The sequence below is a fragment of the Acinetobacter sp. SwsAc2 genome, from assembly GCF_013391465.1.
GTDB lineage: Bacteria > Pseudomonadota > Gammaproteobacteria > Pseudomonadales > Moraxellaceae > Acinetobacter > Acinetobacter johnsonii.
In genome coordinates, this window is record NZ_JACBEZ010000032.1 from 1 (window position 1) to 24,946 (window position 24,946).

General features: G+C 41.2%; 27 protein-coding genes and 1 tRNA gene. 10 read left to right on the top strand and 18 right to left on the bottom strand.

The annotated features are described in order from the left end of the window. Positions 1-74: 74 nt before the first annotated feature. Both HYI04_RS13120 and HYI04_RS13125 read left to right on the top strand, forming a co-directional pair. On the top strand, positions 75-821 hold the full coding sequence (locus tag HYI04_RS13120) for an IS5-like element ISAba31 family transposase (RefSeq protein WP_029574991.1): 747 nt from the start codon (positions 75-77) through the stop codon (positions 819-821). A 159-nt stretch (positions 822-980) separates the two neighbouring features. Then, positions 981-2,207, top strand: coding sequence for a pyridoxal phosphate-dependent aminotransferase (locus HYI04_RS13125; protein ID WP_004693649.1), 1,227 nt, complete (start codon positions 981-983; stop codon positions 2,205-2,207). 101 nt (positions 2,208-2,308) lie between these two features. Here HYI04_RS13125 and HYI04_RS13130 read toward each other — a convergent pair whose 3' ends face one another. After that, positions 2,309-3,178 carry a DMT family transporter gene (locus HYI04_RS13130; RefSeq protein WP_010326448.1) on the bottom strand — a complete coding sequence of 290 codons (870 nt, stop codon included), beginning with the start codon at positions 3,176-3,178 and terminating at the stop codon, positions 2,309-2,311. Positions 3,179-3,303: 125 nt separating this feature from the next. Further along, positions 3,304-3,726 carry a GFA family protein gene (locus HYI04_RS13135; RefSeq protein ID WP_010326447.1) on the bottom strand — a complete coding sequence of 141 codons (423 nt, stop codon included), beginning with the start codon at positions 3,724-3,726 and terminating at the stop codon, positions 3,304-3,306. A 340-nt stretch (positions 3,727-4,066) separates the two neighbouring features. Between HYI04_RS13135 and HYI04_RS13140 the strand changes: the two genes are divergently transcribed. Beyond that, on the top strand, positions 4,067-4,501 hold the full coding sequence (locus tag HYI04_RS13140) for a PaaI family thioesterase (protein ID WP_010326446.1): 435 nt from the start codon (positions 4,067-4,069) through the stop codon (positions 4,499-4,501). 69 nt (positions 4,502-4,570) lie between these two features. Here HYI04_RS13140 and HYI04_RS13145 read toward each other — a convergent pair whose 3' ends face one another. Then, positions 4,571-5,029 (bottom strand): hypothetical protein, encoded by a 459-nt coding sequence (locus HYI04_RS13145; protein ID WP_010326445.1) that lies wholly within the window; start codon positions 5,027-5,029, stop codon positions 4,571-4,573. Positions 5,030-5,280: 251 nt separating this feature from the next. On the opposite strand from HYI04_RS13145, the gene HYI04_RS13150 reads away from it, so the two are divergent. Continuing rightward, positions 5,281-5,356 (top strand) — tRNA-Asn (locus tag HYI04_RS13150). 738 nt (positions 5,357-6,094) lie between these two features. Here the strand turns inward: HYI04_RS13150 and HYI04_RS13155 are convergent. From HYI04_RS13155 to HYI04_RS13205, 11 genes are all read right to left on the bottom strand, one after another. Further along, positions 6,095-6,748: a tRNA-(ms[2]io[6]A)-hydroxylase gene (locus HYI04_RS13155; RefSeq protein WP_010326444.1), complete on the bottom strand. Its 654-nt coding sequence runs from the start codon at positions 6,746-6,748 to the stop codon at positions 6,095-6,097. Positions 6,749-6,772: 24 nt separating this feature from the next. After that, the gene (gene pdxJ, locus HYI04_RS13160; protein WP_004980400.1) at positions 6,773-7,498 is read right to left on the bottom strand and encodes a pyridoxine 5'-phosphate synthase; all 726 of its coding nucleotides are present in this window, start codon (positions 7,496-7,498) and stop codon (positions 6,773-6,775) included. Positions 7,499-7,511: 13 nt separating this feature from the next. Continuing rightward, on the bottom strand, positions 7,512-8,222 hold the full coding sequence (gene recO / locus HYI04_RS13165; protein WP_004693661.1) for a DNA repair protein RecO: 711 nt from the start codon (positions 8,220-8,222) through the stop codon (positions 7,512-7,514). A gap of 10 nt (positions 8,223-8,232) precedes the next feature. Next, positions 8,233-8,430 carry an NF038104 family lipoprotein gene (locus HYI04_RS13170; protein ID WP_004693662.1) on the bottom strand — a complete coding sequence of 66 codons (198 nt, stop codon included), beginning with the start codon at positions 8,428-8,430 and terminating at the stop codon, positions 8,233-8,235. A gap of 35 nt (positions 8,431-8,465) precedes the next feature. Beyond that, positions 8,466-9,494: a GTPase Era gene (era, locus tag HYI04_RS13175; protein WP_010326443.1), complete on the bottom strand. Its 1,029-nt coding sequence runs from the start codon at positions 9,492-9,494 to the stop codon at positions 8,466-8,468. A gap of 6 nt (positions 9,495-9,500) precedes the next feature. After that, positions 9,501-10,193: a ribonuclease III gene (gene rnc / locus HYI04_RS13180; RefSeq protein ID WP_004693665.1), complete on the bottom strand. Its 693-nt coding sequence runs from the start codon at positions 10,191-10,193 to the stop codon at positions 9,501-9,503. Next, positions 10,165-10,539, bottom strand: coding sequence for a DUF4845 domain-containing protein (locus tag HYI04_RS13185; protein WP_004693667.1), 375 nt, complete (start codon positions 10,537-10,539; stop codon positions 10,165-10,167). Before HYI04_RS13185 ends, rnc begins: the two co-directional genes overlap by 29 nt. A 21-nt stretch (positions 10,540-10,560) precedes the next feature. Further along, positions 10,561-11,388 carry a signal peptidase I gene (lepB, locus tag HYI04_RS13190; protein ID WP_010326441.1) on the bottom strand — a complete coding sequence of 276 codons (828 nt, stop codon included), beginning with the start codon at positions 11,386-11,388 and terminating at the stop codon, positions 10,561-10,563. Positions 11,389-11,408: 20 nt separating this feature from the next. After that, a complete protein-coding gene (lepA, locus tag HYI04_RS13195; RefSeq protein WP_005399692.1) occupies positions 11,409-13,226 on the bottom strand; it encodes a translation elongation factor 4 in 1,818 nt (605 codons plus the stop codon). A 145-nt stretch (positions 13,227-13,371) separates the two neighbouring features. Then, the gene (locus tag HYI04_RS13200) at positions 13,372-13,848 is read right to left on the bottom strand and encodes a thioesterase family protein (protein WP_010326440.1); all 477 of its coding nucleotides are present in this window, start codon (positions 13,846-13,848) and stop codon (positions 13,372-13,374) included. 112 nt (positions 13,849-13,960) lie between these two features. Next, positions 13,961-15,340: a Do family serine endopeptidase gene (locus HYI04_RS13205; protein ID WP_010326439.1), complete on the bottom strand. Its 1,380-nt coding sequence runs from the start codon at positions 15,338-15,340 to the stop codon at positions 13,961-13,963. 230 nt (positions 15,341-15,570) lie between these two features. Here HYI04_RS13205 and nadB point away from each other — a divergent pair, with 230 nt between their 5' ends. Beyond that, the gene (gene nadB, locus HYI04_RS13210) at positions 15,571-17,205 is read left to right on the top strand and encodes an L-aspartate oxidase (protein WP_035330439.1); all 1,635 of its coding nucleotides are present in this window, start codon (positions 15,571-15,573) and stop codon (positions 17,203-17,205) included. 45 nt (positions 17,206-17,250) lie between these two features. Here the strand turns inward: nadB and HYI04_RS13215 are convergent, their stop codons facing one another. From HYI04_RS13215 to pabC, 4 genes are all read right to left on the bottom strand, one after another. Next, complete coding sequence (locus tag HYI04_RS13215) at positions 17,251-17,667, bottom strand: PaaI family thioesterase (RefSeq protein ID WP_010326437.1); 417 nt, start codon at positions 17,665-17,667, stop codon at positions 17,251-17,253. A gap of 88 nt (positions 17,668-17,755) precedes the next feature. Continuing rightward, a complete protein-coding gene (gene tmk, locus HYI04_RS13220) occupies positions 17,756-18,355 on the bottom strand; it encodes a dTMP kinase (RefSeq protein ID WP_010326436.1) in 600 nt (199 codons plus the stop codon). After that, positions 18,356-19,357, bottom strand: coding sequence for an endolytic transglycosylase MltG (gene mltG, locus HYI04_RS13225; RefSeq protein WP_372239178.1), 1,002 nt, complete (start codon positions 19,355-19,357; stop codon positions 18,356-18,358). Between the two features lie 55 nt (positions 19,358-19,412). Next, on the bottom strand, positions 19,413-20,225 hold the full coding sequence (gene pabC, locus HYI04_RS13230) for an aminodeoxychorismate lyase (protein WP_010326434.1): 813 nt from the start codon (positions 20,223-20,225) through the stop codon (positions 19,413-19,415). Between the two features lie 164 nt (positions 20,226-20,389). On the opposite strand from pabC, the gene HYI04_RS13235 reads away from it, so the two are divergent. The 5 genes from HYI04_RS13235 (at position 20,390) to HYI04_RS13255 (ending at position 24,913) form a co-directional block, all read left to right on the top strand. Beyond that, positions 20,390-21,400: a sulfate ABC transporter substrate-binding protein gene (locus HYI04_RS13235; protein WP_010326433.1), complete on the top strand. Its 1,011-nt coding sequence runs from the start codon at positions 20,390-20,392 to the stop codon at positions 21,398-21,400. A 37-nt stretch (positions 21,401-21,437) separates the two neighbouring features. Next, positions 21,438-22,043 (top strand): alpha/beta hydrolase, encoded by a 606-nt coding sequence (locus tag HYI04_RS13240; RefSeq protein ID WP_010326432.1) that lies wholly within the window; start codon positions 21,438-21,440, stop codon positions 22,041-22,043. An 84-nt stretch (positions 22,044-22,127) separates the two neighbouring features. After that, positions 22,128-22,961 (top strand): sulfate ABC transporter permease subunit CysT, encoded by an 834-nt coding sequence (cysT, locus tag HYI04_RS13245; protein WP_004693816.1) that lies wholly within the window; start codon positions 22,128-22,130, stop codon positions 22,959-22,961. After that, on the top strand, positions 22,958-23,839 hold the full coding sequence (gene cysW, locus HYI04_RS13250; RefSeq protein ID WP_004693818.1) for a sulfate ABC transporter permease subunit CysW: 882 nt from the start codon (positions 22,958-22,960) through the stop codon (positions 23,837-23,839). The genes cysT and cysW overlap by 4 nt, the downstream gene beginning before the upstream one ends. Positions 23,840-23,851: 12 nt before the next feature. Then, a complete protein-coding gene (locus HYI04_RS13255; RefSeq protein WP_004693820.1) occupies positions 23,852-24,913 on the top strand; it encodes a sulfate/molybdate ABC transporter ATP-binding protein in 1,062 nt (353 codons plus the stop codon). Positions 24,914-24,946: the final 33 nt, after the last annotated feature.

The following is a 24,946-nucleotide window of genomic DNA, read 5'->3' on the forward strand; positions in this document are numbered from 1 at the left end:
GTGTTGACACTTTTAGCTTAAAAAAATAGCGAAGTAGTAAAATCAAATCGCCAAACCCAATTTTACTATTCGCTATGCCTCGTACCATGCTGACAGATCAACACTGGCAAAAGTTGAAAGTTATTCTGCGTAATTTATCCATTCACCACAACTCAAATTTACGCAATTTTATTGAAGCTATTCTCTATAGAATTAGAACAGGCTGTCCGTGGCGAGATATTCCTTGTTGTTTTGGTCATTCAAACTCTATTTTCAAACGTTTTAATCGTTGGTCAAGCAGCGGTAAGTTACTTAGATTATTCAAATTACTAGCCTCATGCCCCGATATGGAGTGGATTTTTATTGATGGCTCTCATGTACGTGCTCATCAACATTCTGCCGGCATAGCGAATCAATCTATTTCTAAAAGTGTAGGAGGAAACTCCTCAAAAATACATTTGATTGTTGATGCACATGGCAATCCTATTGATTTCATGATTACCGATGGAACCACACATGATGTTAAAGTTGCACCTGATTTAATATCAACATTAGATTTAAAAGAGACAAAAGTGGTATGTGCAGATAAAGGCTATGATTCAGAACCACTGCGTGAACAGATCAGGAAAACAAGGACTAAAGCGAATATACCAAAAAAAACAAATAGCCAATCGAACAATGACCATATGGACTGGTGTTTATATAAAATCAGGCATTTAGTTGAAAATATGTTTTGTAGATTAAAGCAATTTAGAGGAATAGCTACTCGATATGACAAGCTCAAAAGAAATTATCAAAGTTCTGTTGCTTTAGCCTGTATATTTTTATGGCTACCTTTATAGGGTTAATTATGAACAGTAAATGTCAACAGACCCTAATTCAAAATTGAATTTTTTTATGTTTTTTGCAGAAAATCTGTGTTTTTAAACGCCTTGCTTGAGTTTTTTAAGCTAATATAGTGTGCTTTTTATTTTTTAAACCCTATAAGAAGGAATACTGCCGTGGACGTACGTCTCTCTGATCGTGTGAATGCCATCAAACCGTCCCCAACTCTTGCTGTTACCAACAAAGCTGCTGAATTAAAAGCGGCTGGCAAGAACGTTATTGGCTTGGGCGCAGGTGAACCTGACTTCGACACCCCACAACACATCAAAGATGCAGCAATTGCAGCGATTAACAACGGTTTCACAAAGTACACCGCTGTAGATGGTACGCCTGGCCTTAAAAAAGCGATTATTGCAAAATTCAAGCGTGACAATAACCTTGATTATGCTGCAAACCAAATTTTGGTTTCTTGTGGCGGCAAGCAGTCATTCTTTAACTTAGCATTAGCTTTGTTAAACAAAGGTGATGAAGTAATCATCCCTGCACCATTTTGGGTAAGCTACCCAGACATGGTGATTATCGCTGAAGGTGTTCCTGTTATTGTAAAATGTGGTGAAGAACAACGTTTCAAAATCACACCTGCTCAACTTGAAGCAGCGATCACAGACAAAACTCGTTTAGTGGTTTTAAACAGTCCATCAAACCCAACAGGTATGATCTACACTAAAGCTGAATTAGAAGCTTTGGCTGATGTTCTTCGTAAATACCCAGAAGTTTATATCGCTTCTGACGATATGTACGAACCAATCCGTTGGGATGACGAATTCTACAATATCGCAACAGTTGCACCAGACCTTTATGACCGCACAATCGTGTTAAACGGTGTGTCTAAAGCATATGCAATGACTGGCTGGCGTATTGGCTATGCAGCGGGCCCTGCTAAGCTTATTGGCGCAATGAAAAAAATCCAATCTCAATCAACTTCAAACCCAACTTCTATTTCACAAGTTGCTGCTGAAGCTGCGTTGAATGGCCCTCAAGACGTTCTTGAGCCTATGATTGAAGCATTCAAACGCCGTCATGACTTAGTTGTTAGTGGTTTGAACGACATCAACGGTATTTCTTGCTTACCTGCTGATGGCGCATTCTATGCATATGCAAACATCCGTCCATTAATTCGTGCGAAAGGCTTAAAATCTTGCACAGAATTCTCTGAATGGTTATTGGAAGAAACTGGCGTTGCCGTAGTTCCTGGTGATGCATTCGGCTTAGGCGGTTTTATGCGTATTTCTTATGCAACTGCTGATGACGTACTTGTAGATGCGCTTGCACGTATCAAGAAAGCGGCTGACTCAATCGAAGGCGTAGACGCTGCGATTGCTTCAATTGCTGCTGAAAAATGATTTAACCTTTAAAGTTAGATTAGAGAAACCCGCGAACTTCGCGGGTTTTTTATTTTTAAACAAAATCTGAAAAATTTGCTCTTAAGCCCGTTTAAATAATTTTAGAGCCGTGTAGTACCAGCAGAATCTATTGTATCTACGTCTTTCTTGCGAGATGACGCCGAGATCACCAAGGCAATGCCTGCCAGAATAATCGTCGCAGAAATAATGATTCGGAAACTCAACGCTTCCCCAATAAACAATGCCCCACCCAGAATCGCCAAACATGGCACAGACAATTGCACGCTACTGGCCGTGACCCGATCAATTTTCTTCACTATTGCATACCAAAGTACATATGCTCCACTCGATGCCAAACCACCAGATAAGAGCGCCAACAGCATACCTTTTGGCTGGATAAAACTCTGTGTGTAAAAAAATAAATAGACCAAGACAACAAAAGGAATCGCCACTACAAAATTTGCCAAGCTACTGGCCAGTGGGTTATGCATCTTTTTACCTACAATGCTATACATCGCCCAACCTATGCCTGAAAGTACCATCAATGCAGCATAACCCAAAGGAGGTGCCGAAGACGCTGGTAGCAATAAAATCAAAAGACCTAAAATAGCGATCACCAGCCCCAACCCGCGTCGTAAATTGATTTTTTCACCATGACACAGGCCATAACCAACCATACTTAATTGAACTGTCCCAAACAGTAGTAATGCACCTACACCCGCGTCGATATGCAAATAGGCCAGTGAAAAAGCCACAATATATAAGGCAAGAAAAAAACCGTTTTTTACACTCCACTCTATTTTGGCCTTATGAGTAGAGAGCATATACAGTAGAAATAACACCATTGTACCGCTACAGACCCGAAGTAAGCTAAAACTCATCGGATCAATCTGCTGCTCAGCCAACGCTAAACGACATAGCACCGAATTGGCTGCAAAGGCCAACATTGCAATGGAAATTTTAAGCAGCATGTTTGAGCATCCTTATTCAACAGCCTGCTGATATATCGAATATATCTTATTAAATCTAGAGAGTTTTTCTCATACAATTTATCAATAATCTCGATGTGCAACTCAGATGATTCAGCCTGAATATCTTATTTTTTAGCATCATCTGGTGAAAATAAAGCAATCACATCCGCTTCAGTGAGCTGCTCTGTAGAATACTTGAATTGGTAAAAATCAGGCTTATTATCAATATAAATTTCTGTTGTAAGTTTTAAATCTTTTGGCTGTTCTTCCATCGCAAACACATTGATATTACAATAGCTGCCGTCCTGAGTTCGCCAAAAAAGTGACGTGCCACATTCGCTACAAAAACCACGCTCCCCCCAATCCGATGACTTGAATAATTTTAAATATTCTTGATTGTCAAACTTTAAACTATTGGGTTCGACATCAATACTCATGAGTACCCCGCTCGACTGCTGGCGGCACATCGAACAATGACAAGCATGCACATCATGATTTTTGAGTGCGGCTTGGAACTTAGTTTTACCGCATAAACAGGACACGTTCATTGTGAGTTCCTTCTTCATGTGAAGACTGTATAAAATTACTAAAACCTTGTTTATCTTATATATAAATAAAAAACAAAGAGTGTATAAATTTTGTGCACCACATTAAAACAATGCTCACGTTTAGGTTACTCAGTTCTATCAACACTCAAATCATCAAAATGAATACGCTTACACTTTTTACATGCAATCCGTTCGCAACATCATCTCAATCCGTGATTACGATTTCGTTGATTTTGTACTGATCAATCCAATGCTCAATATTGACGAAAAGACTGAATTTTGTTTAATTGGACAACAAGTTCCAAAAAGGAACTCATAGATAAATATAGGAATGAACAAGATGAATCCCAAAGAAATGACAGGACTACAACTCTTAGAAGCCATGTGTGCAGGAAAAATTCCACCAGCAAGTATCAGTGAAACTATTCCCATGCAGCCTTTTGAAGTTTCTGAAGGAAAAATTAGCTTTAAAGCAAAAGCGGATCACCGCCATTTAAATCCGCTTGGTGGCGTGCATGGTGGCTTTGCAGCAACAGTACTCGACTCAGTAACAGGTTGCGCTGTACATACTATGCTTGAAGCAGGTGTTGGCTATGGCACCATTGATCTGAATACTAAAATGTGCCGACCGATTCCAAGAGACAAAGAACTGCTTGCCATCGGCAGCGTGATCAACATCAGTAAGAACTTAGGTATTTCTGAAGGTAAAATTGTAGATGAAGACGGTAAACTCTACGCCCATGCCACAGCCACCTGTATGATTATTCGTTCCTAAAAACGAAAGGCACTGATAAATTTCAGTGCCTTTTTTACGCCAAATTAAACTTTACTTCAGCATGACAGATCAAATTGCGGTTTTAAACGTCTTCAGCGTCTGCAATTTTGAGGCATCAGGACGCTCAACTCCTTTATAAATACAATAGTATTTAAATGCGCTGTCTAAACTCACGTCTAAACTTTTACCTTCAGCAGCAGACCAGACTTTTGAACGATTATTACCTGATAAAGCACTGCCTGACAACTGATACAAATACAGATCATGTTCTCGCTGCACAGTCTTTTTAAGAGTACTTGTCGACTGTGCGGAAAGCAACTGACAAGGACTGTTGACCAGCCAACGCTCACTAAACCAAAGTTGTAATAAATCACCCAAATACAAGTCTGTACAACCGACTGGCCAAACATCAATATAGGCTGACTCTACAGAGATATAGTATTGTTCAGGGTTGGAAATAATAGAAAGATACTGATTTTGATAATCAGCTAGGTTTGCAAAAATATCGGAAATAGTAAGCGTATTCATTCGCTTTCTCCTGTTTAGCCATTTTAGTGCTGGCAAGTTGGTTATAAATCCACACTGTTTAAGTTTTCACTTAAACGCTCTGTTGTTAAAGTCAGACTATCAACGACTTTCCCACATTGCAAGCACTTCAATACGATTTTTTTTGAAAATGATTTTTTTGTTCAAATAAAAAGCATCCAATATAAAAATGACAGCAACATGACATTTTAGACTTGACCCACTATGAAATGTCCTTATAATCGCATGCAGATTCTCCAATAGCTCAGTCGGTAGAGCGACGGACTGTTAATCCGCAGGTCCCTGGTTCGAGCCCAGGTTGGAGAGCCAAATTCAAGAAAGCCCACACTATAAGTCGTGGGCTTTCTTCTTTTCTACACATTAAAAGTTTTACCGCTTAAGGTGTAAATCCTCCAGCTAAGTTCAACAGAAAGCCAGAACTAAACTATTCTCGAAAAATAACTTATCTTAAAAACACTAAAAAATGATTCACAAGAAAAATCATGAGCACATTTAAAACACATGTGGATGTTCGTCCAGATCACAGCAACTGAAATGAAAAAATGGAAAGGGCAAAAAAATTGGGAATACCAGCTTAGTTTTAGTGATCCTGCTTATAAAGATATTTCTACTGGATGTAATCATTATGAGTAAAATGACAGATTATTTTTAATTTTTATTCACCCACCACAGCCAATCATTAAAAATATTTTTTAAGAAAATAGATCTTTCCACCCAATTAAGTCATGTCTCTGAGACTTTGCGAAATACTCTTTCTGATGTAACCATTTTTCATGATGTGCAATGGTGGAACGTGGAAGATATAAAAAAGTACAAGAAATCATCGTCAAAATTCTAAGCACACCTACTCAAATAACTCATTCCACTGACTCATATTTCGCGATTTTATGGAAAGGAATTACAGCTCTCAATACATCATATCTACCCATCTCTAATTAAAAAGCCCAATCGATAAAGATTGGGCTTTTTAATGAGTTAGAATTATCTACACTGAGAATTTGCAACTTTCGAACAGTCTACAAACTGTGGCATTCACCCACCTTATTTCTAAGTCGCTTGCATAGGCACGCCACTATGGAAACGAAACACATCATCAGGTGTAATAATTAGCTCTTTTTCGACGTTACGGATATGTTCAATACGGGCTTGAATATCTTCTTTCGGATTTTTCAATTTCCCCGTTTGCGCAACATCTAAAGCCAAAGCTAAATAGTCTTCAAAATGGCGTGATTCAGACTTCAGCAGGTAGCGATAGTAACGACCTAATTCATCATCGACCAAAGGTGCTAACGCGTAGAAACGCTCACATGAACGTGCTTCTACAAAGGCACCAATGATTAAAATATCAATTAAAGCCTCAGGCTCATAAGTCCGCACTTCTTTACGTAAACCACCCGCATAACGACCAGCGCTCAGATTGCTCCACTCTAGCCCGCGCTTTTTCATAAATTCAAGCACTTGCTCATAATGCAGCATTTCTTCACGAACCAGTTGTGCAAGCTTGACTTGTAAATCGGTAAAAAAACTATATCGAAACATCAGGTTCATCGCTGTACCTGCAGCTTTCTTCTCACAATTCGCGTGGTCTTGCATCAGCACATCAAGATTAGTTAGTGCTTCAGCCAACCAAGCTTTTGGTGTTTCACAGCCCAAGAAGTCCATGACGGGCTTCATGAGTTCATCATAATTGATATTCGACATATTCAAATCTTAAAAACTTTAAAATTAACGTGCAGCTTTAATCACTGCTTTCATTTCACGCACGGCTTGTTCCAAGCCCACAAAAATTGCATCGGCAATCAGTGAATGACCGATATTTAATTCGTGGATCTGTGGAATTTGCGCAATTGGGGTTACATTTTCAAGGTTGAGTCCATGCCCAGCATTGACTACTAAACCCTTAGATGCCGCATATTCAGCACCTTTGACAATACGTTCAAGCTCATGTTGCTGAGCTTCAGGTGTTTCTGCATCAGCATAAGCGCCTGTATGAATTTCAATGGTTGGTGCACCACAAGCAACCGCTGCATCAATTTGTGCAAAGTCAGCATCAATAAACAAGGACACATCACAACCAATCTCAGACAAGGCTTGAGTTGCCGCTTTAACATCGTCAAAATGTCCAACCACATCCAAACCACCTTCAGTCGTCACTTCTTGGCGTTTTTCAGGAACAAAACATACATGGTGCGGTTTAATTTCTTTGGCAAATGCAATCATTTCATCTGTGACTGCCAACTCCAAATTCATACGTGTTTTAAGCGCTGGACGCATACGACGCACGTCATCATCTTGAATATGACGACGGTCTTCACGTAAATGCAAGGTAATCCCTTCCGCCCCTGCTTGCTCACAGATCAGTGCTGCATTGACTGGATCAGGATAAGACGTTCCACGCGCTTGTCGTAAAGTTGCCACGTGGTCAATATTTACACCAAGTAATGCAGCCATATTCATTTCCTAATTACGATTGAGTTTGAGTGTTCTGAATCCACAACTGACGACTTTTTAAGGGGCGATCGCCCAACAATGAACTGATCATTTGTCGATACAACTTGGTCAGTAATTGTAACTGCTCCAAACCAAAATCCCTACCCTTTTCATATTGGCACATGCTTAAAATTTGCTGTCCATTTAAGGTCGATCGCGAGGCTTGTGCAGTAGGAATAAAGCCTTCATTCAGCTGGAATATATAGTTGAGTGATGCCTGAATTTCAAGTTGATTGGCATCGGTCGAAAAATCTAAGGCATAGCCTAAATCTTCCAGCAGTTCGTGCTCAAACTGTCTTAGAATTTGTTTTAAAAATTGATTAGGATCGGCTTGCTGTGCCAGTTGTTGTAATTGCGTTAGCGTATGCGCATATTGAGCAAAACTTTGCTCCATTTGTACTTCGAGCGGACACAGCCTGAGCAGGATCTCATTGAGATAAAAACCTGAAAAAAAAGCATCCCCGAAGAAAAAAATCGGCTGATTGACAATTTCAAGTTTTGTAAAATTTTTGAGTTCAGATTTACCCGAAGCTTGTAAACAAATCGGCTGATATTGTGGCGGCGGGGTTTGCCTTAGAATACCATCAACTCGCCCATGCTCTTGGGTAAATAAATGCACAATATGACTACGTTCACGGTATTTTCTATGGTGAATTAAATAACCATGCAGTACTTCATTGCGCATGAGAAATTAACTAATCTTTTTTATCTTTATCATTCTGTTCACTGTCTTCATCATCCCCATCTGGGATAACAGCACCAACCACAGCTGCGGTTCCTTTCACCACGCCTTTTGTGGTTTTATAAGCAATCTTTACAGGAACGGTGACGATCTTGTGTATACAACCTTGCAAAAACAACATACAAGCCATTACTGCGAACACTTTGACCATAACACCATCCCTATAAAAATTTGTTTTCTTAAAACTTAGATATCGCTATAACCTAAGCTTTTCAATGCACGTTCATCATCAGACCAACCGCCTTTCACTTTAACCCAAAGTGTCAACATGATCTTTTGTTCAAACATTTTTTCCATATCGATACGGGCATCCATACCGATTTTCTTAAGCTTAGCGCCTTTTTCACCAATCACAATTGCTTTCTGGCCTGGGCGGTCTACAAAAATCGTTGCATCAATATATGTACATGCTGGTTTAGGACGACCTGTTTTTTCATTCACCGTTGCTTCTTCAGTCTTAAACGACTCAATTTGCACGGTTAAATCATAAGGTAGCTCTTCACCCAACTGACGCATAATCTTTTCACGGATAATTTCTGATGCCAAGAAACGTTCAGAACGATCTGTCAATTGATCCAATGAATACATCGGTGGCTGGAAAGGTAAATATTTTTCAATGGTATCGCGCAGATGGTCTAAGTTTGCACCACGTAGTGCAGAAACAGGAACAATCTCAGCAAAATTCATTAATTTTGCACGCTCTTGAATCAAGGGTAATGCATGGTTTTTATTTTCAAGTATATCAATTTTATTGATCACTAGAATCACTGGCATCTCTGCATTTTTGAGTTTTTCCAAAACGAGCTCATCGTTTTGAGTCCACTTGTCTGCATCCAGAACAAACAATACCAAGTTGACATCACGCAATGCAGAAGACGCAGCACGGTTCATCATTTTGTTGATGGCGCGTACTTCTTTTTTATGCATCCCTGGCGTATCCACAAATACTGCTTGAGATTTTGCACGTGAATCAATTCCCACAATCTTATGCCGTGTGGTTTGTGGTTTACGTGAAGTAATCGATAATTTTTGACCCAATAAATGGTTCATCAACGTAGACTTGCCTACGTTTGGACGACCTACAATTGCCACAAAGCCGCTACGAAAATCCGTTGGGATTTCTGTGCCTTGTTCGCTAAAAAACTGGCTAATTAAATCATTACTGTCGCTTTGCGACTCGTGATCAGCATCGATGTGATCGGAAGAATTTGACATGGCAGATTACTGCTCCAAAAGTTTTAAAATATCCGCCGCAGCAGCTTGCTCAGCAAAACGACGACTGGTGCCCTCACCATTTACAACAGACAATCCATCCACTTTACATTCCACTTTGAAATGCTGATTGGGTGCATCACCTTGAATATCAACCACATCATAAACTGGGAGAGCTTTTTTTCGTGCCTGAAGATATTCTTGTAAACGAGATTTAGGATCTTTAAGTTGATCGGTTGGCTCGATATGGTCTAAATATGGCTCGTACCATTTTAACACAATCGGCTCCAACACCGTTAAATCACTACAATCCACATAGATTGCACCAATAATCGATTCAACCGTATCCGCAAGGATGGACTCGCGATGATGTCCACCTGATTTTAACTCGCCTGTACTTAAAATGAGTGACTGGCTCAGTTTTAAATCATTTGCAATTTTACCTAAAGCTTCCTGACGAACCAAGGTTGCACGCATACGCGTCAAACGGCCTTCGTTCTCAGTTGGATAAGCTTTATAGAGATAATTTGCAATAATCATCCCTAACAAAGAATCGCCTAGAAACTCTAGGCGCTCATAATTGTATTTGTGGCTCACCGATCGGTGGGTCAGTGCAAGCTGAAGTAATTCAGGTTGTTTAAACTGATAACCGATACGGCTCGCTAAGCGGGCTTCACTTAGCTTGGACTGAGCTTTGATCAAAACTTTTCTCGAACTTTAATACTAAATCTATATTCAGTAAGAAGGGTTTTCTTACCTCATACTCCTTTTTCACCTGCAACCCTTCGGTATTGGTGACTTGCATAATTTCTTTAATCTTCACATCGCGAATACCATTCATATCCAAACGCTTTGAAAGCTGACTCTCAAACTCCGCGGGCTGAATATTTTTCGGGCTGCTTTGAAATACTTCCTCAATTTGGCTATTGATCATCCGATCATCAAAATAAGGAGCCCAAACTGCAATTGCCACTTTCGCCATAAATGCAAACCCCATGATTGCAAATAAAATGGCGATATAAGATGCCCCTTGTTGATTCTTGCGCATTTTTTATTTTCCGAATCGATATTAGTCAATGCTACCGTTACGGTTAAATGACGGCAACTTAAAGCCAGGTTCTTTATGCATCCAAATATAAAATGCACGACCCGTTAGGTTCTGTTCAGGAACCATTCCCCAGAAACGACTGTCAGCACTTTGGTCGCGATTATCCCCCATCGCAAAGTACTCACCTTCTTTTACTTTCACTTCCCAATATAAACCATTTTCAGCAGAGTATTTACCATTTTCTACAAAGTTAATATACGGTGCTTGGCGTGCAACATTGACACCCTCTAACTCACGCATGGTAAAGGTATGCTTGCCAATGGTTTCTTTATGATATATCGAAGTAGGCGTATCTAAACGGTCTTTTTCACGGCTAAATTCAACAGGAACTTTAGCAATTTTTTGACCATTAATGGTTAATTGGCCATGATCAAAAACAATGTGATCGCCAGGAATACCAACCACACGTTTGATATAGCTGATCGTCGGTTGCGGTGGATAACGGAAGACAATCACATCACCACGCTCAGGCTCACCCACATCAATCACTTTTTTATTCACAATCGGCAGGCGAACACCATAGTCAAACTTATTGACCAAGATGAAGTCACCAGTTTCTAAAGTCGGGACCATCGAGTCGGAAGGAATATTAAAAGGTTCATAAAAGAATGAACGTAAGCATAGAACAATCGCAAGGACTGGCCAAAAATCATAAGCCCAAGTAATGACAAAATTTTCATTCCCCTTGCCTTTTGTCGCTCGTTGTTTAAATACAAACTTATCGAGCAACCACACCAAAAAGAAAATCAGTGTGACAGGAACAAGTATCAAATTAAAATCAAAATCCATGGGCTTATATTCCTACCTTTTTATCTTTCTACTTTCAACACAGCCAAGAACGCTTCTTGTGGGATTTCTACACTTCCCACTTGCTTCATGCGTTTCTTACCTTCTTTTTGCTTCGATAGCAGTTTCTTCTTACGAGAAACGTCACCACCATAACATTTCGCCAATACGTTTTTACGCATTGCCTTTACGGTTGAACGAGCAATAATTTGTGCGCCAATGGCCGCTTGAATTGCCACATCAAACATTTGACGTGGAATCAAATCTTTCATTTTTTCAACTAATGCAATACCACGGTGACGTGCATCTTGACGGTGACAAATCATTGCCAAGGCATCGACTTTATCGCCATTGATTAGAACATCGACTTTTACCAATGATGAACTTTCAAAACGTACAAAGTTATAATCGAGCGACGCAAAACCGCGTGAACACGACTTCAATTTATCAAAGAAGTCCATCACCACTTCCGCCATTGGAATTTCAAAAGTGATCGAAACTTGGTTCGCCATAAACTTCATGTCTTTTTGAACACCACGGCGTTCCACACATAAAGTCATGACATTACCCAAATACTCTTGTGGTACAAGGATATGGCACTCAGCAATCGGCTCACGTAGGTCTTCGACCGTTGAACCATCTGGCATTTTAGATGGGCTATCGATATAAATCGTTTCACCATTCTTCATCACCGCTTCATAAATCACAGTCGGTGCAGATGAAATGAGGTCTAAATCATACTCGCGCTCTAAACGCTCTTGCACGATTTCCATGTGTAGCATGCCTAAGAAGCCACAACGGAAACCAAAACCTAAAGCATCTGAGCTTTCAGGTTCAAAGAATAACGCCGAGTCATTGATCTGAAGTTTATGCAAAGCTTCACGGAACGGTTCAAATTCACTTGAATCAATTGGGAACAAACCTGCATACACCTGCGGCTTCACTTTTTTAAAGCCTGGCAAGGTTTTGACTTCTGGTGTGTTGGCAAGGGTAATCGTATCACCGACTGGCGCACCAAAAATGTCTTTAATCCCTGCAATTACGAAACCAACTTCACCCGCTTCAAGGATGTCTGTCTCAGTATGTTTAGGATTGAAAATACCCACAGAAGTAATAATGTGCGTTTGGCCTGTTGATTTCATCAACATCTTGTCGCCCTTACGCACACGACCTTCTTTCACGCGCACCAAAGAAACCACACCTAAGTAGTTATCAAACCAAGAGTCGATAATTAAAGCTTGTAATGGCGCATTACGATCACCAGTAGGTGCAGGAATGACATTAACAAGGGTTTCTAAAACGCTATCAATCCCAAGACCTGTTTTTGCCGAACAGGTTGGCGCTTCAGTCGCTTCAATACCAATAATGTCTTCAATTTCTTGAATCACACGTTCAGGTTCAGCCTGTGGTAAATCAATTTTGTTGAGCACTGGTAGAACTTCGAGACCTTGCTCAATTGCGGTATAACAGTTCGCAACCGACTGAGCTTCCACGCCCTGCGCAGCATCTACAACCAACAATGCACCTTCACAGGCAGCCAATGACCGTGACACTTCATATGAAAAATCGACGTGCCCTGGTGTATCAATAAAGTTCAATTGATACTCTTGACCATTTGGATGAGTGTAATACAAAGTAACCGACGCAGCTTTAATGGTAATACCACGCTCACGTTCAAGTTCCATGGAGTCAAGTACTTGTGCTTGCATTTCACGATCTTGCAAACCACCACAGGTTTGAATAAAGCGGTCAGCGAGCGTTGACTTCCCGTGGTCAATGTGAGCAATAATACTGAAATTACGGATATTTTTAATATCAACAGATTTTTTAGCTTGCGCCATGGGCTACCTTGAACAAAATGAAGCGTTATGCAGACAAATTTCGATGCACAACAAAAGCCGAATAGAAATTGCGAAGGATTATAACAGATGGTTTTTTTAAAGTATCCATATTAATACGCTTCCTTTTCACAACTCTGACGCTTTTTTACGTGTTTTCGCTTTTCACTGGGCTTTTTGAATAATCCATTGAAAAATCTAGGGCATTCACATCTTTTGCAAGCGGTTGGTAAGCTTGAGTAAAACTGGGTGACATACGTTTCGCACGTCCTGTTTCAATCTCTACGCAAGCCCACTTGGTTTGAGCAACAAATAAAATGCTATTGTCTTTGGGTCTATAAAACACATATTGGCGTGATGAATATAATGCGTTTATATCGTCAAACCATGTGCGTAAGATTATTTCATCCTCTTTAAATGCAGCTTTTCGGTACTGCACATGATGCTCAACCGCGACCATGGCATGTTTTAACTCGATATATTCTTTTAAGCCTAAACCCAATGCATCAATATGTGCTGTTGCGACATCCTGCATCCAATGCATATAAACCACATTATTCACATGGCCTAACTGGTCGATATGTTCTGCTTGTACCTGAAGTCTTAAGTCAAAAATACTACTCATAAACACTCTATTGAATCTAAATATCCTTATGAAGATGGAAGTGTACGCAAATAACAGACATCATCAAATTGCAAAAAATAAAAAACCACTCCAAAGAGTGGTTTTTTTTCGCTTATTGGATGCGCATCCCTAAAATGGCTGGTGTGCCTTGTCGGATGATTCCAACGCGGGCAACCTGACCTTTTTTCAATTCAGATGCCGCTTGGACAAAATCATTGGTGTCGTTTACGACTTTACTATTAATGTGAGTGACCACATCACCAGCCGCCATACCTGACTGTGCTGCTGCGCCGCCACGTTTCACTTCTTGAATTAACACACCACCTTTCACATTGAGTTGTGACAATTCAGCAGGTGCTAAATTTCGGATAGCAATACCTAAGACAGGTCCTTTACTTTGTGTGACTGTGTCTGATTTTGCAGGTGTATCATCTGGTGCAGTAGTTAATGTTGCCGATATATTCCGCTTTTTATCATCACGCAGTACTTCAAGCTGTACCGTTTGATTTGGCATGGTACGATTTAAATAGTTCAATAACTCAGAGGTACGTGAAATCGGCGTTCCATTGAATTTTAAAATAATATCGCCTGCTTTTAGTCCCGCTTTCTGCGCAGGTGAATTTGGCTGAACATTAGTAATCAGTGAACCTTCAGGTTTTGGCAAATTATAAGACTCTGCCAAATTTCGATCTAGATCTTGTAGATTGAAGCCTAAATAAGAGCGCGTAACTTTACCTGTTTTCTTAAGTTGGTCAGCAATATCCATTGCGACATCAATGGGAATCGAGAAAGACAGCCCCATATAACCGCCCGTACCACTGAAGATACGCGAGTTCACTCCAACCACTTCACCCTGCTGGTTAAATAACGGACCACCTGAGTTTCCTGGGTTGAGAGCCACATCGGTTTGAATGAAGGGTACCGATGTCTCCCCCATCATATTACGCATTTTCGCACTCACGATTCCCGCTGAAGCCGAGTAATCAAAACCAAACGGTGAACCGATCGCAAGCACAGGTTCGCCTACGCGCAGTTGATCAACATTGCCTGCGCGGAGTGATGGAAAATTCGTACCATTCACCTTAAGCAAGGCCACATCAGTTCGTTCATCACTACCTACCACAGTCGCATCCAGTTCACGACGGTCATTAAACATAATCGTGACTTTCGATGCATCTTCTACGACGTGGTGGTTTGTCAGTAAATACCCATCTTTACTAATAAAAAATGCGCTGCCATAAGCCGTTTTTTCTTGCGGCGCTTGCTGCTGCGGAATAATGACTTGATTACCAAAAAAACGCTTCAAAATCTCAGGTATTTGCTGCTGCAATAACTCTTCTTGAGTCATCTTTTTAACCACATTTACACTCACTACCGCAGGGCTGACTTGCTCAACCAAGTTTGAGAAATCAACAGGTGCTGCTTGTGTTTGCACCGTAGCCATTGTGCATGCAACAGCAAAAAAACCAGTTTGTATCGCGCGACTTTTCATATCAAGTATTGACCTATATGCTTGTTATCAGTTTATGTATTAGCGTTTTTAGCATAATCTTTGTCTATCTTGGGTAATAATATGTTCTATTATGTTTGTATAAACAAGAGCTTAAAATTTGCTTAAAAAATACGTTCTTTATTTATATTTCCCATCAATTGTAGAGATTTTACTCTTGCCTTTTCGTGAAAAAAGCGCTGTCATTAGCGAACTTTTTTCCAAATTAGCTGATGGACATGTCTAATTTAAACACAACACATCATTTTGATGTGATTATTGTGGGAAGTGGCGGTGCAGGCCTGAGCTTAGCCTTATCGTTGCCTCAACATTTCAATATTGCTGTTCTTGCAAAATCAAACCTGACCGATGCAAGTACCTTCTATGCGCAAGGTGGCGTTGCCGCTGTTTTAGATGAAACGGATTCCATCGAACAGCACATTGATGACACCATGATTGCGGGCGCTCACTTGTGCGAGACCGAAGCCGTAAAGCAAACCGTTGAAGGTGGTAAACCTTCTGTTGATTTTCTATTGAAACACGGCGTGCAGTTTACCCTTGATGATCAAGAACAGTTGCATCTAACACGTGAAGGTGGACACTCTCAACGCCGTATTATTCATGCCGCAGATGCTACAGGTCGAGCCATTTCAACTACCTTAGTGGAACGTGCGATTGAAAAAGATAACATCACCATTTTTGAGAATTACATTGCCATCGATTTAATTACCTCTCAAAAACTGGGCTTAGAAGAACAAAATCGTGCATTAGGCCTCTATGCACTCGATGAAAAGACTGAAAAAGTCCATACCTTTTTAGCACCCTTTACCGCGCTGGCGTGTGGCGGTGCCATGAAAGCCTATCTGTATACCTCGAACCCAGACATTGCAACGGGCGATGGTATTGCCATGGCGTTTCGTGCGGGTTGCCGCGTGGCCAATATGGAATTTAACCAATTCCACCCGACCTGTTTATACCACCCGCAAGCACGCTCTTTCCTCATTACCGAAGCAATGCGTGGTGAAGGTGCTTATTTACGTTTACCCGATGGCGAACGCTTTATGTTGCGCTTTGATGAACGTGCAGAACTTGCTCCACGTGACATTGTGGCGCGAGCGATTGACTATGAAATTAAACGTTTAGGTATTCGTCACGTTTGGCTCGACATTAGCCATAAGCCCGAAAGTTTCATTAAAGAACATTTCCCAACCCTGTACGCACGCTTACTTGAACTCAGCATCGACATTACCAAGGAAATGATTCCTGTTGTTCCTGCTGCGCACTATACCTGTGGCGGTGTGGTGGTTGATGAACATAGTCAAACTGACATTGCAGGCCTCTATGCGATTGGGGAAACCTCATATACTGGCTTGCATGGCGCCAACCGTATGGCCAGTAACTCACTATTAGAGTGTTTTGTGTATGGCATGAGTGCAGCAGAACACATCGAAAAAAGTTTTGATATAACTTACCAATCTCCTACTGCCCCATCTTGGGATGACTCACAAGTGATGAATCCTGATGAAGATGTGGTGATTTTGCAAAACTGGGATGAACTCCGTCAAACCATGTGGAACTACGTCGGCATTGTGCGTACTACGAAACGTCTTGAACGTGCGCTACACCGCATTGAAATGTTGAAGCGGGAAATTACCGAGTATTACCAAGATTACCAAGTCAGCAAAAATCTGATTGAACTGCGCAATTTAGTTTTAGTCTCTGAAATGATCGTGCGCTGTGCCATGGAGCGTAAAGAATCGCGTGGTCTACACTACACTTTAGATTACCCTGAACTGTCGAATGAACTGCGTAAAACCGTACTCACCCCTTTCAATTTTAAAGTTGAAACCCCTTTAGTGAATAACTAATTTAAAAAAAGCCTGATTCGTCAGGCTTTTTTATTCAGACATTTTTTAGGATTTGGGTGGAATAGAATAAGTTCCTACCACATGTGCAATGGGTTCATCCTTACCCACTGAATACAACCACACATCCCCAACCACCAATGCTTTGCCAACTTTCATTAACTTACATTCACCGCGGATATTTGTTGAAGCTGCGGGTTTACTTAGAAAGTTGACCGATAAATTGGTGGTCACGGTTAAACCGACCAGCCCAATTTCCCCTAAAATGGCGATATACAATGCATAGTCTGCAAGAGTCATCATGGTTGGGCCTGAAACCGTCCCACCCGGTCTCAAATCGCGCTCATCTACCTGATACACGACTGTTGCTGCGCGCTCAGTGACAGATTCGATACGACATTTTTCTAAACTTTGCGGGAATTCCTTTTCTAAAAAAGCCACAATCTCAGTTAAGTTACTTTTCATTTTTCCTTCAACATTCAGTCCTTTGTCACTGACTATAAAAGAAAAATGCATTTCACTACAGCATGAAATAACATTTCTGGCTTATTTTTTAGTTTAAATATTGCAACGCTTGTGCAAAAACCTGCTCTGGTGACTGGGTCGCATCCAAACGTTTAACCCGCTCAGGATATTGTTCCCATAACTGCTGATAACCTGCTCTAACTTTTTCAAAGAAAGTGGCTTTTTCTTGTTCAAAACGGTCCAAAGCCCCCCTTTCCCGCGCACGAGACATGCCTGTCTCAATCGGGGCATCGAGCCAAAATGTAATATTTGGCATATGGCTGACAAAGTTTTCATTCAGAAGTTGCAGCTTCGACTGGCTTAAACCACGTCCTGCACATTGGTAAGCAAAGCTGGCATCGGTAAAACGGTCACACAATACGGTTTTATGTTTCGTTAAAGCAGGCACGATCAGTTGTTGTAAGTGCTGTGCACGAGCCGCGTACATCAGCAGCAGTTCGGTATCATTCGACATCGACTCTTCATGATTGACTGACAATAATAGCGAGCGAATTTGCTCAGCCATTGGTGTACCACCTGGCTCACGCGTTAAAACAACCTGCTGACCTTGTTGTTCTAGATGCTCATAAATTTTGCGAATCAGTGTGGTTTTACCGACACCTTCTGTGCCCTCAAAACTAATAAACATCTATTCATCCTTCTTGGTTTTTAAAACGCTGAGATATTCTTTTACAGCTTGATTGTGCTGCTCTAAAGTCTCACTAAATGTGTGTCCACCATTGCCCGTTGCAACAAAGTAGATGTTTTTACTGTTATCTGGGTGCATGGTAGCTTCAATGGCTTTTTTACTTGGTAAAGCAATTGGCGTAGGAGGTAAACCATTGATGGTATAAGTATTATAGGCTGTTGGAGTACGCAAGTCTTGGCGGGTAATATTGCCTGTATATTTATCGCCCATGCCATAAATCACGGTCGGATCCGTTTGCAAACGCATGCCGAGTTGAAGACGACGCGCAAACACACCTGAAACTTGCTCCAGTTCGCGGTCAACATTGGTTTCTTTTTCAATGATAGAGGCCATGATCAGGGCTTCGTATTTGTCTTTATACGGCAAATTTGCCGCACGGTTTGCCCACGCTTCATCTAAAGCTTTCATTTGGCGTTTGTATAAATCCGTTAAGATTTTTTTGTCTGACTCACCTTTGGCGAAGAAGTAAGTATCGGGAGCAAAAAGCCCTTCAGCATGCGTATACGGAATATCTAATGCTTTTAAAAGCTGATCCATGGGTAAATTGGAGACTTCCTTTTTAACCAATGCATCCTTTTTCAACGCCTCGATCAGCTGTTTAAAGGTCGTCCCCTCAATCACCAATATACGATTCATCTCGGCATTATAGACATTGGAAATCATATCCAAAACTTGGCGAATACTCATACCTTCACGCACTTCATAAACACCGGCTTTCAAGGTGTCATGAATAAATATTTTTTGGTAAAGCTTTAAAATAATAGGAAAACTAGCCATGTCTTCTTTGGCTAAGCGGTCAATAAAACCGGAATAGGTATCGCCAGAGTTAATTGCCAATAACTGCTTTTTACCCTCAACAGGATAGGACTTAAATAAACTCGACCACAGTACAATCATCAATAAAACAATGATGCTCACAGCAATCAATAACACCCCTTTCATTTTTCGTTGGGGTGGTTGCGTTTTCTTTTTCGATTTGGTTTTGGCTGCGGACATACTACTGCATCTGATTAAGTTGAAGACGATGGAACAAATCTATACACGGCTGAACATCTAAGTGCTGATGATTCAGACTTTTGGCTATTTTCATAGGACTCAAGGCATTGCAGAAAAATAAACTTTGAAAGCGTGGAATTTCTTCCATATCAATCATTCTCAGCTCACAGCTCATTCCTTGTTGCTGCATCCGTGCCAATATTTCGGCACGCATGACACCATGTACGCCATTATAACGAAGTTCGGGACTAATCCATCGATCATTTAGCAGAATGAAACAATTACTACTCACACCTTCAACGACAGAACCTTGCACATCTGTGACCAAAGCTTCCAACCAACCGTGCTGTTCTGCTTCATGCTTGAGTAAGACTTGCTCTAAACGGTTTAAGCTTTTCACACCCACCATTTGCGGCATACTTAACCCCATCGCATGTTGCAGTACCCCTGAATCAATTTCGCTGTATGTCAAAACCTCTGATGCTTGCGGATAGAAAAATACCCAAACGTCAGCAGGATGTGCTGGCAAACTATAACCGCGCTGCCCTTCACCCCGACTAATAATAATTTTCAGCGTTCCGTTTAAGTGTTCATAGGTTTGTTTTAATTGCACGATGCTGCGCTGAATAAAGGCTAAATCTGCTGACAACAACAGTCTTTCACAGGCCAATTTCAAGCGTGCTATGTGTAGAGACTCTAGCTCAATCACACCCTCACGGATACGCGCTGTACTAAAACAGCCATCTCCATAGTGAAATGCACGATCTAATAATTCTATTTGTTTGACTTCTTGTGCATTTTTATAGCAATGCATGCCAATCTACCCTGAAACAATTTTCTGCTTTAGTTTAATGAATTCTAAGCTGAACTCTTTTTCTTTTTTATTCATATAAAATTCATTTTTTATTATTTTTTTAGCAATAAGACTCACAGTATTCTTGCCTCATGTTTAAAAACGTTTAAAATTTGAGGTCTCACATGAGCTTATCTAAGTTAAAAATTGGGGTACTAGCGGCGCTAGTTTCAGTCACATCTTTTGGTGTTGCAGCAAAAGATTTCCTTAACGTGTCGTATGATCCAACACGCGAACTGTATGAAGATGTCAACAAACAGTTTGGCGCTTATTGGAAACAACGCACAGGACAAGACATTAACTTCAAACAATCTCACGGCGGCTCGGGTAAACAAGCCCGTTCGGTCATTGATGGTTTAGGTGCAGATGTTGTGACACTTGCTCTTGCAGCAGATATCGATGTAATTGCTGAAAAAGCGAAACTTTTACCGACAAACTGGCAAAAGAAATTACCCAATAACTCGACACCATATACTTCAACTATCGTGTTCCTCGTCCGTAAAGGAAATCCACAAGGTATTAAAGACTGGGGCGACCTCGTTAAGCCGGGTGTTGGCATTATTACACCAAATCCAAAAACATCAGGTGGTGCACGCTGGAACTACTTAGCAGCTTGGGCTTGGGCGAAACATCAACCTGCGGGTAACGATGCCAAAGCACAAGAATTCGTGCGTAAAATTTATAAAAATACCAAAGTGCTGGATTCAGGTGCACGTGGCGCAACCACAACCTTTGCTGAGCGCGGTATCGGTGATGTTCTCTTAGCATGGGAAAACGAAGCACACTTAGCAATTCGTGAACAACCGGGTAAGTTTGAGATCGTGACGCCTTCGCTATCTATTTTGGCAGAACCACCCGTTGCCATTGTTGAAAAAAATGCGGAAAAAGACGGCAATCTGAATCTGGCGAAAGCATATCTCAACTATTTGTATTCACCTGCAGGACAAGAAATTGCAGCGAAAAACTTCTATCGCCCACGTAATGCAACTGTCTTGAAAAAATATGCAGCCACATTCAAACCGTTGAAGTTGGTGACCATTGATAAAGAATTTGGTGGTTGGAGCAAGGTACAAAAACAGCACTTTGAAAATGGTGGTGTATTTGACCAAATTGTGAAAGCCAATACGACGAAATAAAACCGAGTCCAGTAAATAGCTGTAAGGGAGCATCGACATGATTCATACTGTAATTGTACCAGGCGTGGGTGGGAGTGAACATGACCACTGGCAATCATGGTTACAACGTCAGCTCAAGTCGTGCTCTCGTGTGCAGCAGCAGGATTGGAATAAACCCATACTCCATGAATGGATTGAACAATTTATCAAAACAGTTCAATCCATTCAGGAACCGATTCAAATTGTGGCGCATAGCTTTGGCTGTCTAACGACAGTCGCTGCTTTAGCACAGCATCCTGAACTAAATCAAAACATTAAAAATTTAGTTCTGGTTGCACCGGCCAACCCTGCTCGCTTTGGTGATGCTGGTTTTGCTCGTGATAGCCAAAATGACTATCAACAATATTTCCACCAACTCAAGCTACAAGTTCCTACCCAAATGATCATCAGTGAAAATGATCCTTGGCTCAATTTTCAAGATGCGCTGCAACTGGCAAAAGCATGGAAAATTAGGCCTAAGAACTTGGGCCAAGTCGGACATATTAATGTTGCGTCAGGTTTTGGGCCATTCCCTGAAATTTATGATTTTTTGATTTCAGAAAATGTGCTAAAAAACATTAGTTTTCACAATGAAAGCAAGTATTTATTTAAATTTGCAATTTAACACTGCAAATGATACTTGTGCCGAAATTCAGTTTTATTTGAGCTGACTCTTTTTAGGTCAGCTTTCTCTCTTTGAGGAGTAATCATGTCGCAGCGATCCCGAGTGCTGCCAGGATTTGGTCTTTCTCTAGGCTTTACCCTAGCATATTTGTCATTAATCGTTCTTATTCCGTTGTCCGCTGTTTTTATTAAATCTTTAGGCATAGGTTGGGATGGTTTATGGGAAATTTTAAGTTCAGAACGTATTTTAAAATCTTTGCAGCTCAGTTTTAGTACAGCCCTGATCGCCGCGTTTATTAATGTGGTTTTTGGTCTCCTTCTAGCATGGTGTTTGGTTCGTTATCGTTTTCCAGGTAAACGCATTGTAGATGCCTTGGTCGACTTGCCGTTTGCCCTACCCACAGCGGTTGCAGGTATTGCACTCACCTCGCTTTATGCGCCTACAGGTTGGATCGGTCAATATCTTGAGCCTTTAGGGATTCAAGTGGCCTATACCCCAATTGGTATTACATTGGCACTGATTTTTATTGGTATTCCTTTTGTGGTACGGACTGTGCAACCTGTTCTCAGTGACTTGGAAACAGAGTTAGAAGAAGCAGCATCAGCATTAGGTGCCAACCGTTTACAGATCGTGACCAAAGTGATTTTGCCGATTTTATTTCCAGCACTCATCACCGGTTTTGCACTTGCCTTTGCACGTGGCGTCGGTGAATACGGTTCAGTGATCTTTATTGCTGGGAACCAACCGTTTAAAACAGAAATTGCACCACTCATGATTATTTCGCGCTTAGAAGAATATGACTATGCAGGTGCAACCACGATTGCAGTCGTCATGTTGGTACTGTCTTTTGCCATTTTATTCCTGATTAACTTGTTACAAGCATGGGCAAGCCGTCGTACAGGGAGAACAGCACGATGAATATCAACAGTAATGCGCTTGCTGAAAAGCTACAATCGCGTGATGCAACACGTGAGCCAACTTGGGTTCGCTACACCCTGATTACGATTGCTCTGCTGTTCTTTTTGAGCTGTTTGATCTTACCGCTGATTTTGGTGTTCGTTGAGGCATTTAAACAAGGGGTCGGCGTCTATGCACAAGCCTTGGTTCATCCAGACACGCTCTCCGCAGTCAAACTCACTTTATTAACCGCGGTGATTGCAGTCCCACTGAATGTGGTGTTTGGTGTTGCAGCCGCTTGGTGTGTGGCCAAATTTAACTTCCGTGGTAAATCCATCTTAACCACAATTATTGATATGCCATTTTCAGTATCCCCTGTTATCGCGGGCTTAATGCTGGTATTGATTTTTGGTACGCAAGGCTGGTTCGGTAGTTGGCTCATGGATAACGACATCAAAATTCTGTATGCCGTTCCTGCCATTGTATTAGCAACGATCTTTATCACTGTTCCTTTTGTTGCACGTGAACTTATTCCTCTCATGGAAGCCCAAGGTACGGAAGAAGAAGAAGCAGCTATTGTGCTGGGTGCATCAGGCTGGCAAACCTTTTGGAAAGTAACCCTACCCAACATTAAATGGGGTTTAATTTACGGAGTCATTCTGTGTAATGCACGTGCAATGGGTGAATTTGGTGCGGTATCGGTCGTTTCAGGTCATATTCGTGGTGAAACCAATACCTTGCCTCTGCATGTCGAAATTCTCTATAACGAATATACCTTTAGTGCGGCTTTTGCTGTGTCTTCACTCTTGGCGCTTTTAGCGATTGTGACTCTTGTTTTAAAAACATGGGTTGAGATTCGCCAAGAAAAGCAAAACAAACATAATGATTCAACAGTTTAAAGGAATGACCTCATGAGTATTCAAGTTAAAAATATTGAAAAACACTTTGGTGCATTCCATGCGCTGAATAACATTTCTCTCGATTTTCCTGATGGTCAATTGGTTGCATTACTTGGGCCATCAGGCTGTGGTAAAACCACTCTGCTTCGTATTATTGCAGGGCTTGAGTCCGCAGATGGCGGTCAAGTCATCTTAGAAGGTGAAGATGCAACCAATGTACACGTACGTGAGCGTGAAGTTGGTTTTGTATTTCAGCACTATGCCTTGTTTCGCCATATGACCGTATTTGACAATATCGCCTTTGGTCTCCGTGTTCGCCCACGTGCAACACGCCCATCTGAAGCTGAAATTAAAAAACGTGTCACACGTTTACTGGACTTAGTCCAATTGGGGTTCTTAGCAGATCGTTACCCAGCACAACTCTCAGGCGGTCAGCGTCAACGTATTGCACTGGCACGTGCTTTGGCAGTTGAACCACGCGTACTGTTACTGGATGAGCCTTTTGGTGCTTTGGATGCAAAAGTACGTAAAGAGCTCCGTCGTTGGTTACGTACTTTGCATGATGAACTTCATATCACCTCAATCTTTGTAACGCATGACCAAGAAGAAGCGTTAGAAGTCGCAGATCAAATCATTGTGATGAATAAAGGGAACGTCGAGCAAATTGGATCACCCCGCGAAGTGTATGAAAAGCCTGCAACGCCTTTTGTGTTTGACTTCTTAGGTCAAGCGAACCGTTTCGAAGGTCAAAATAACGCAGGTACGATCCAAATTGGTGAAGACCGCATTCAATTAGACTCTTTACGCAATGCACCTTCGGGTGACGTGATTGCCTTTGCCCGTCCAGATGAATTACGTATTCATGCACAGCCGCAAGACAATGCCATCCAAGCAACGTTCGTTCGAGAATTATGGATCGCGGGCAAAGTGGTTGCAGAACTCCATGATCGCCAAGGCAAACTGATTGAAATCTCACTGACTTCTGAAGAAGCAAAATTACACCAATTTAGACCTAATCAAACGGTATGGTTAAGCCCATCAAACTTGCATTTATTTGCAAAACCTGCGGCTTAAGACCAATTGAATGGGGCATGTTAAATGCCTCAT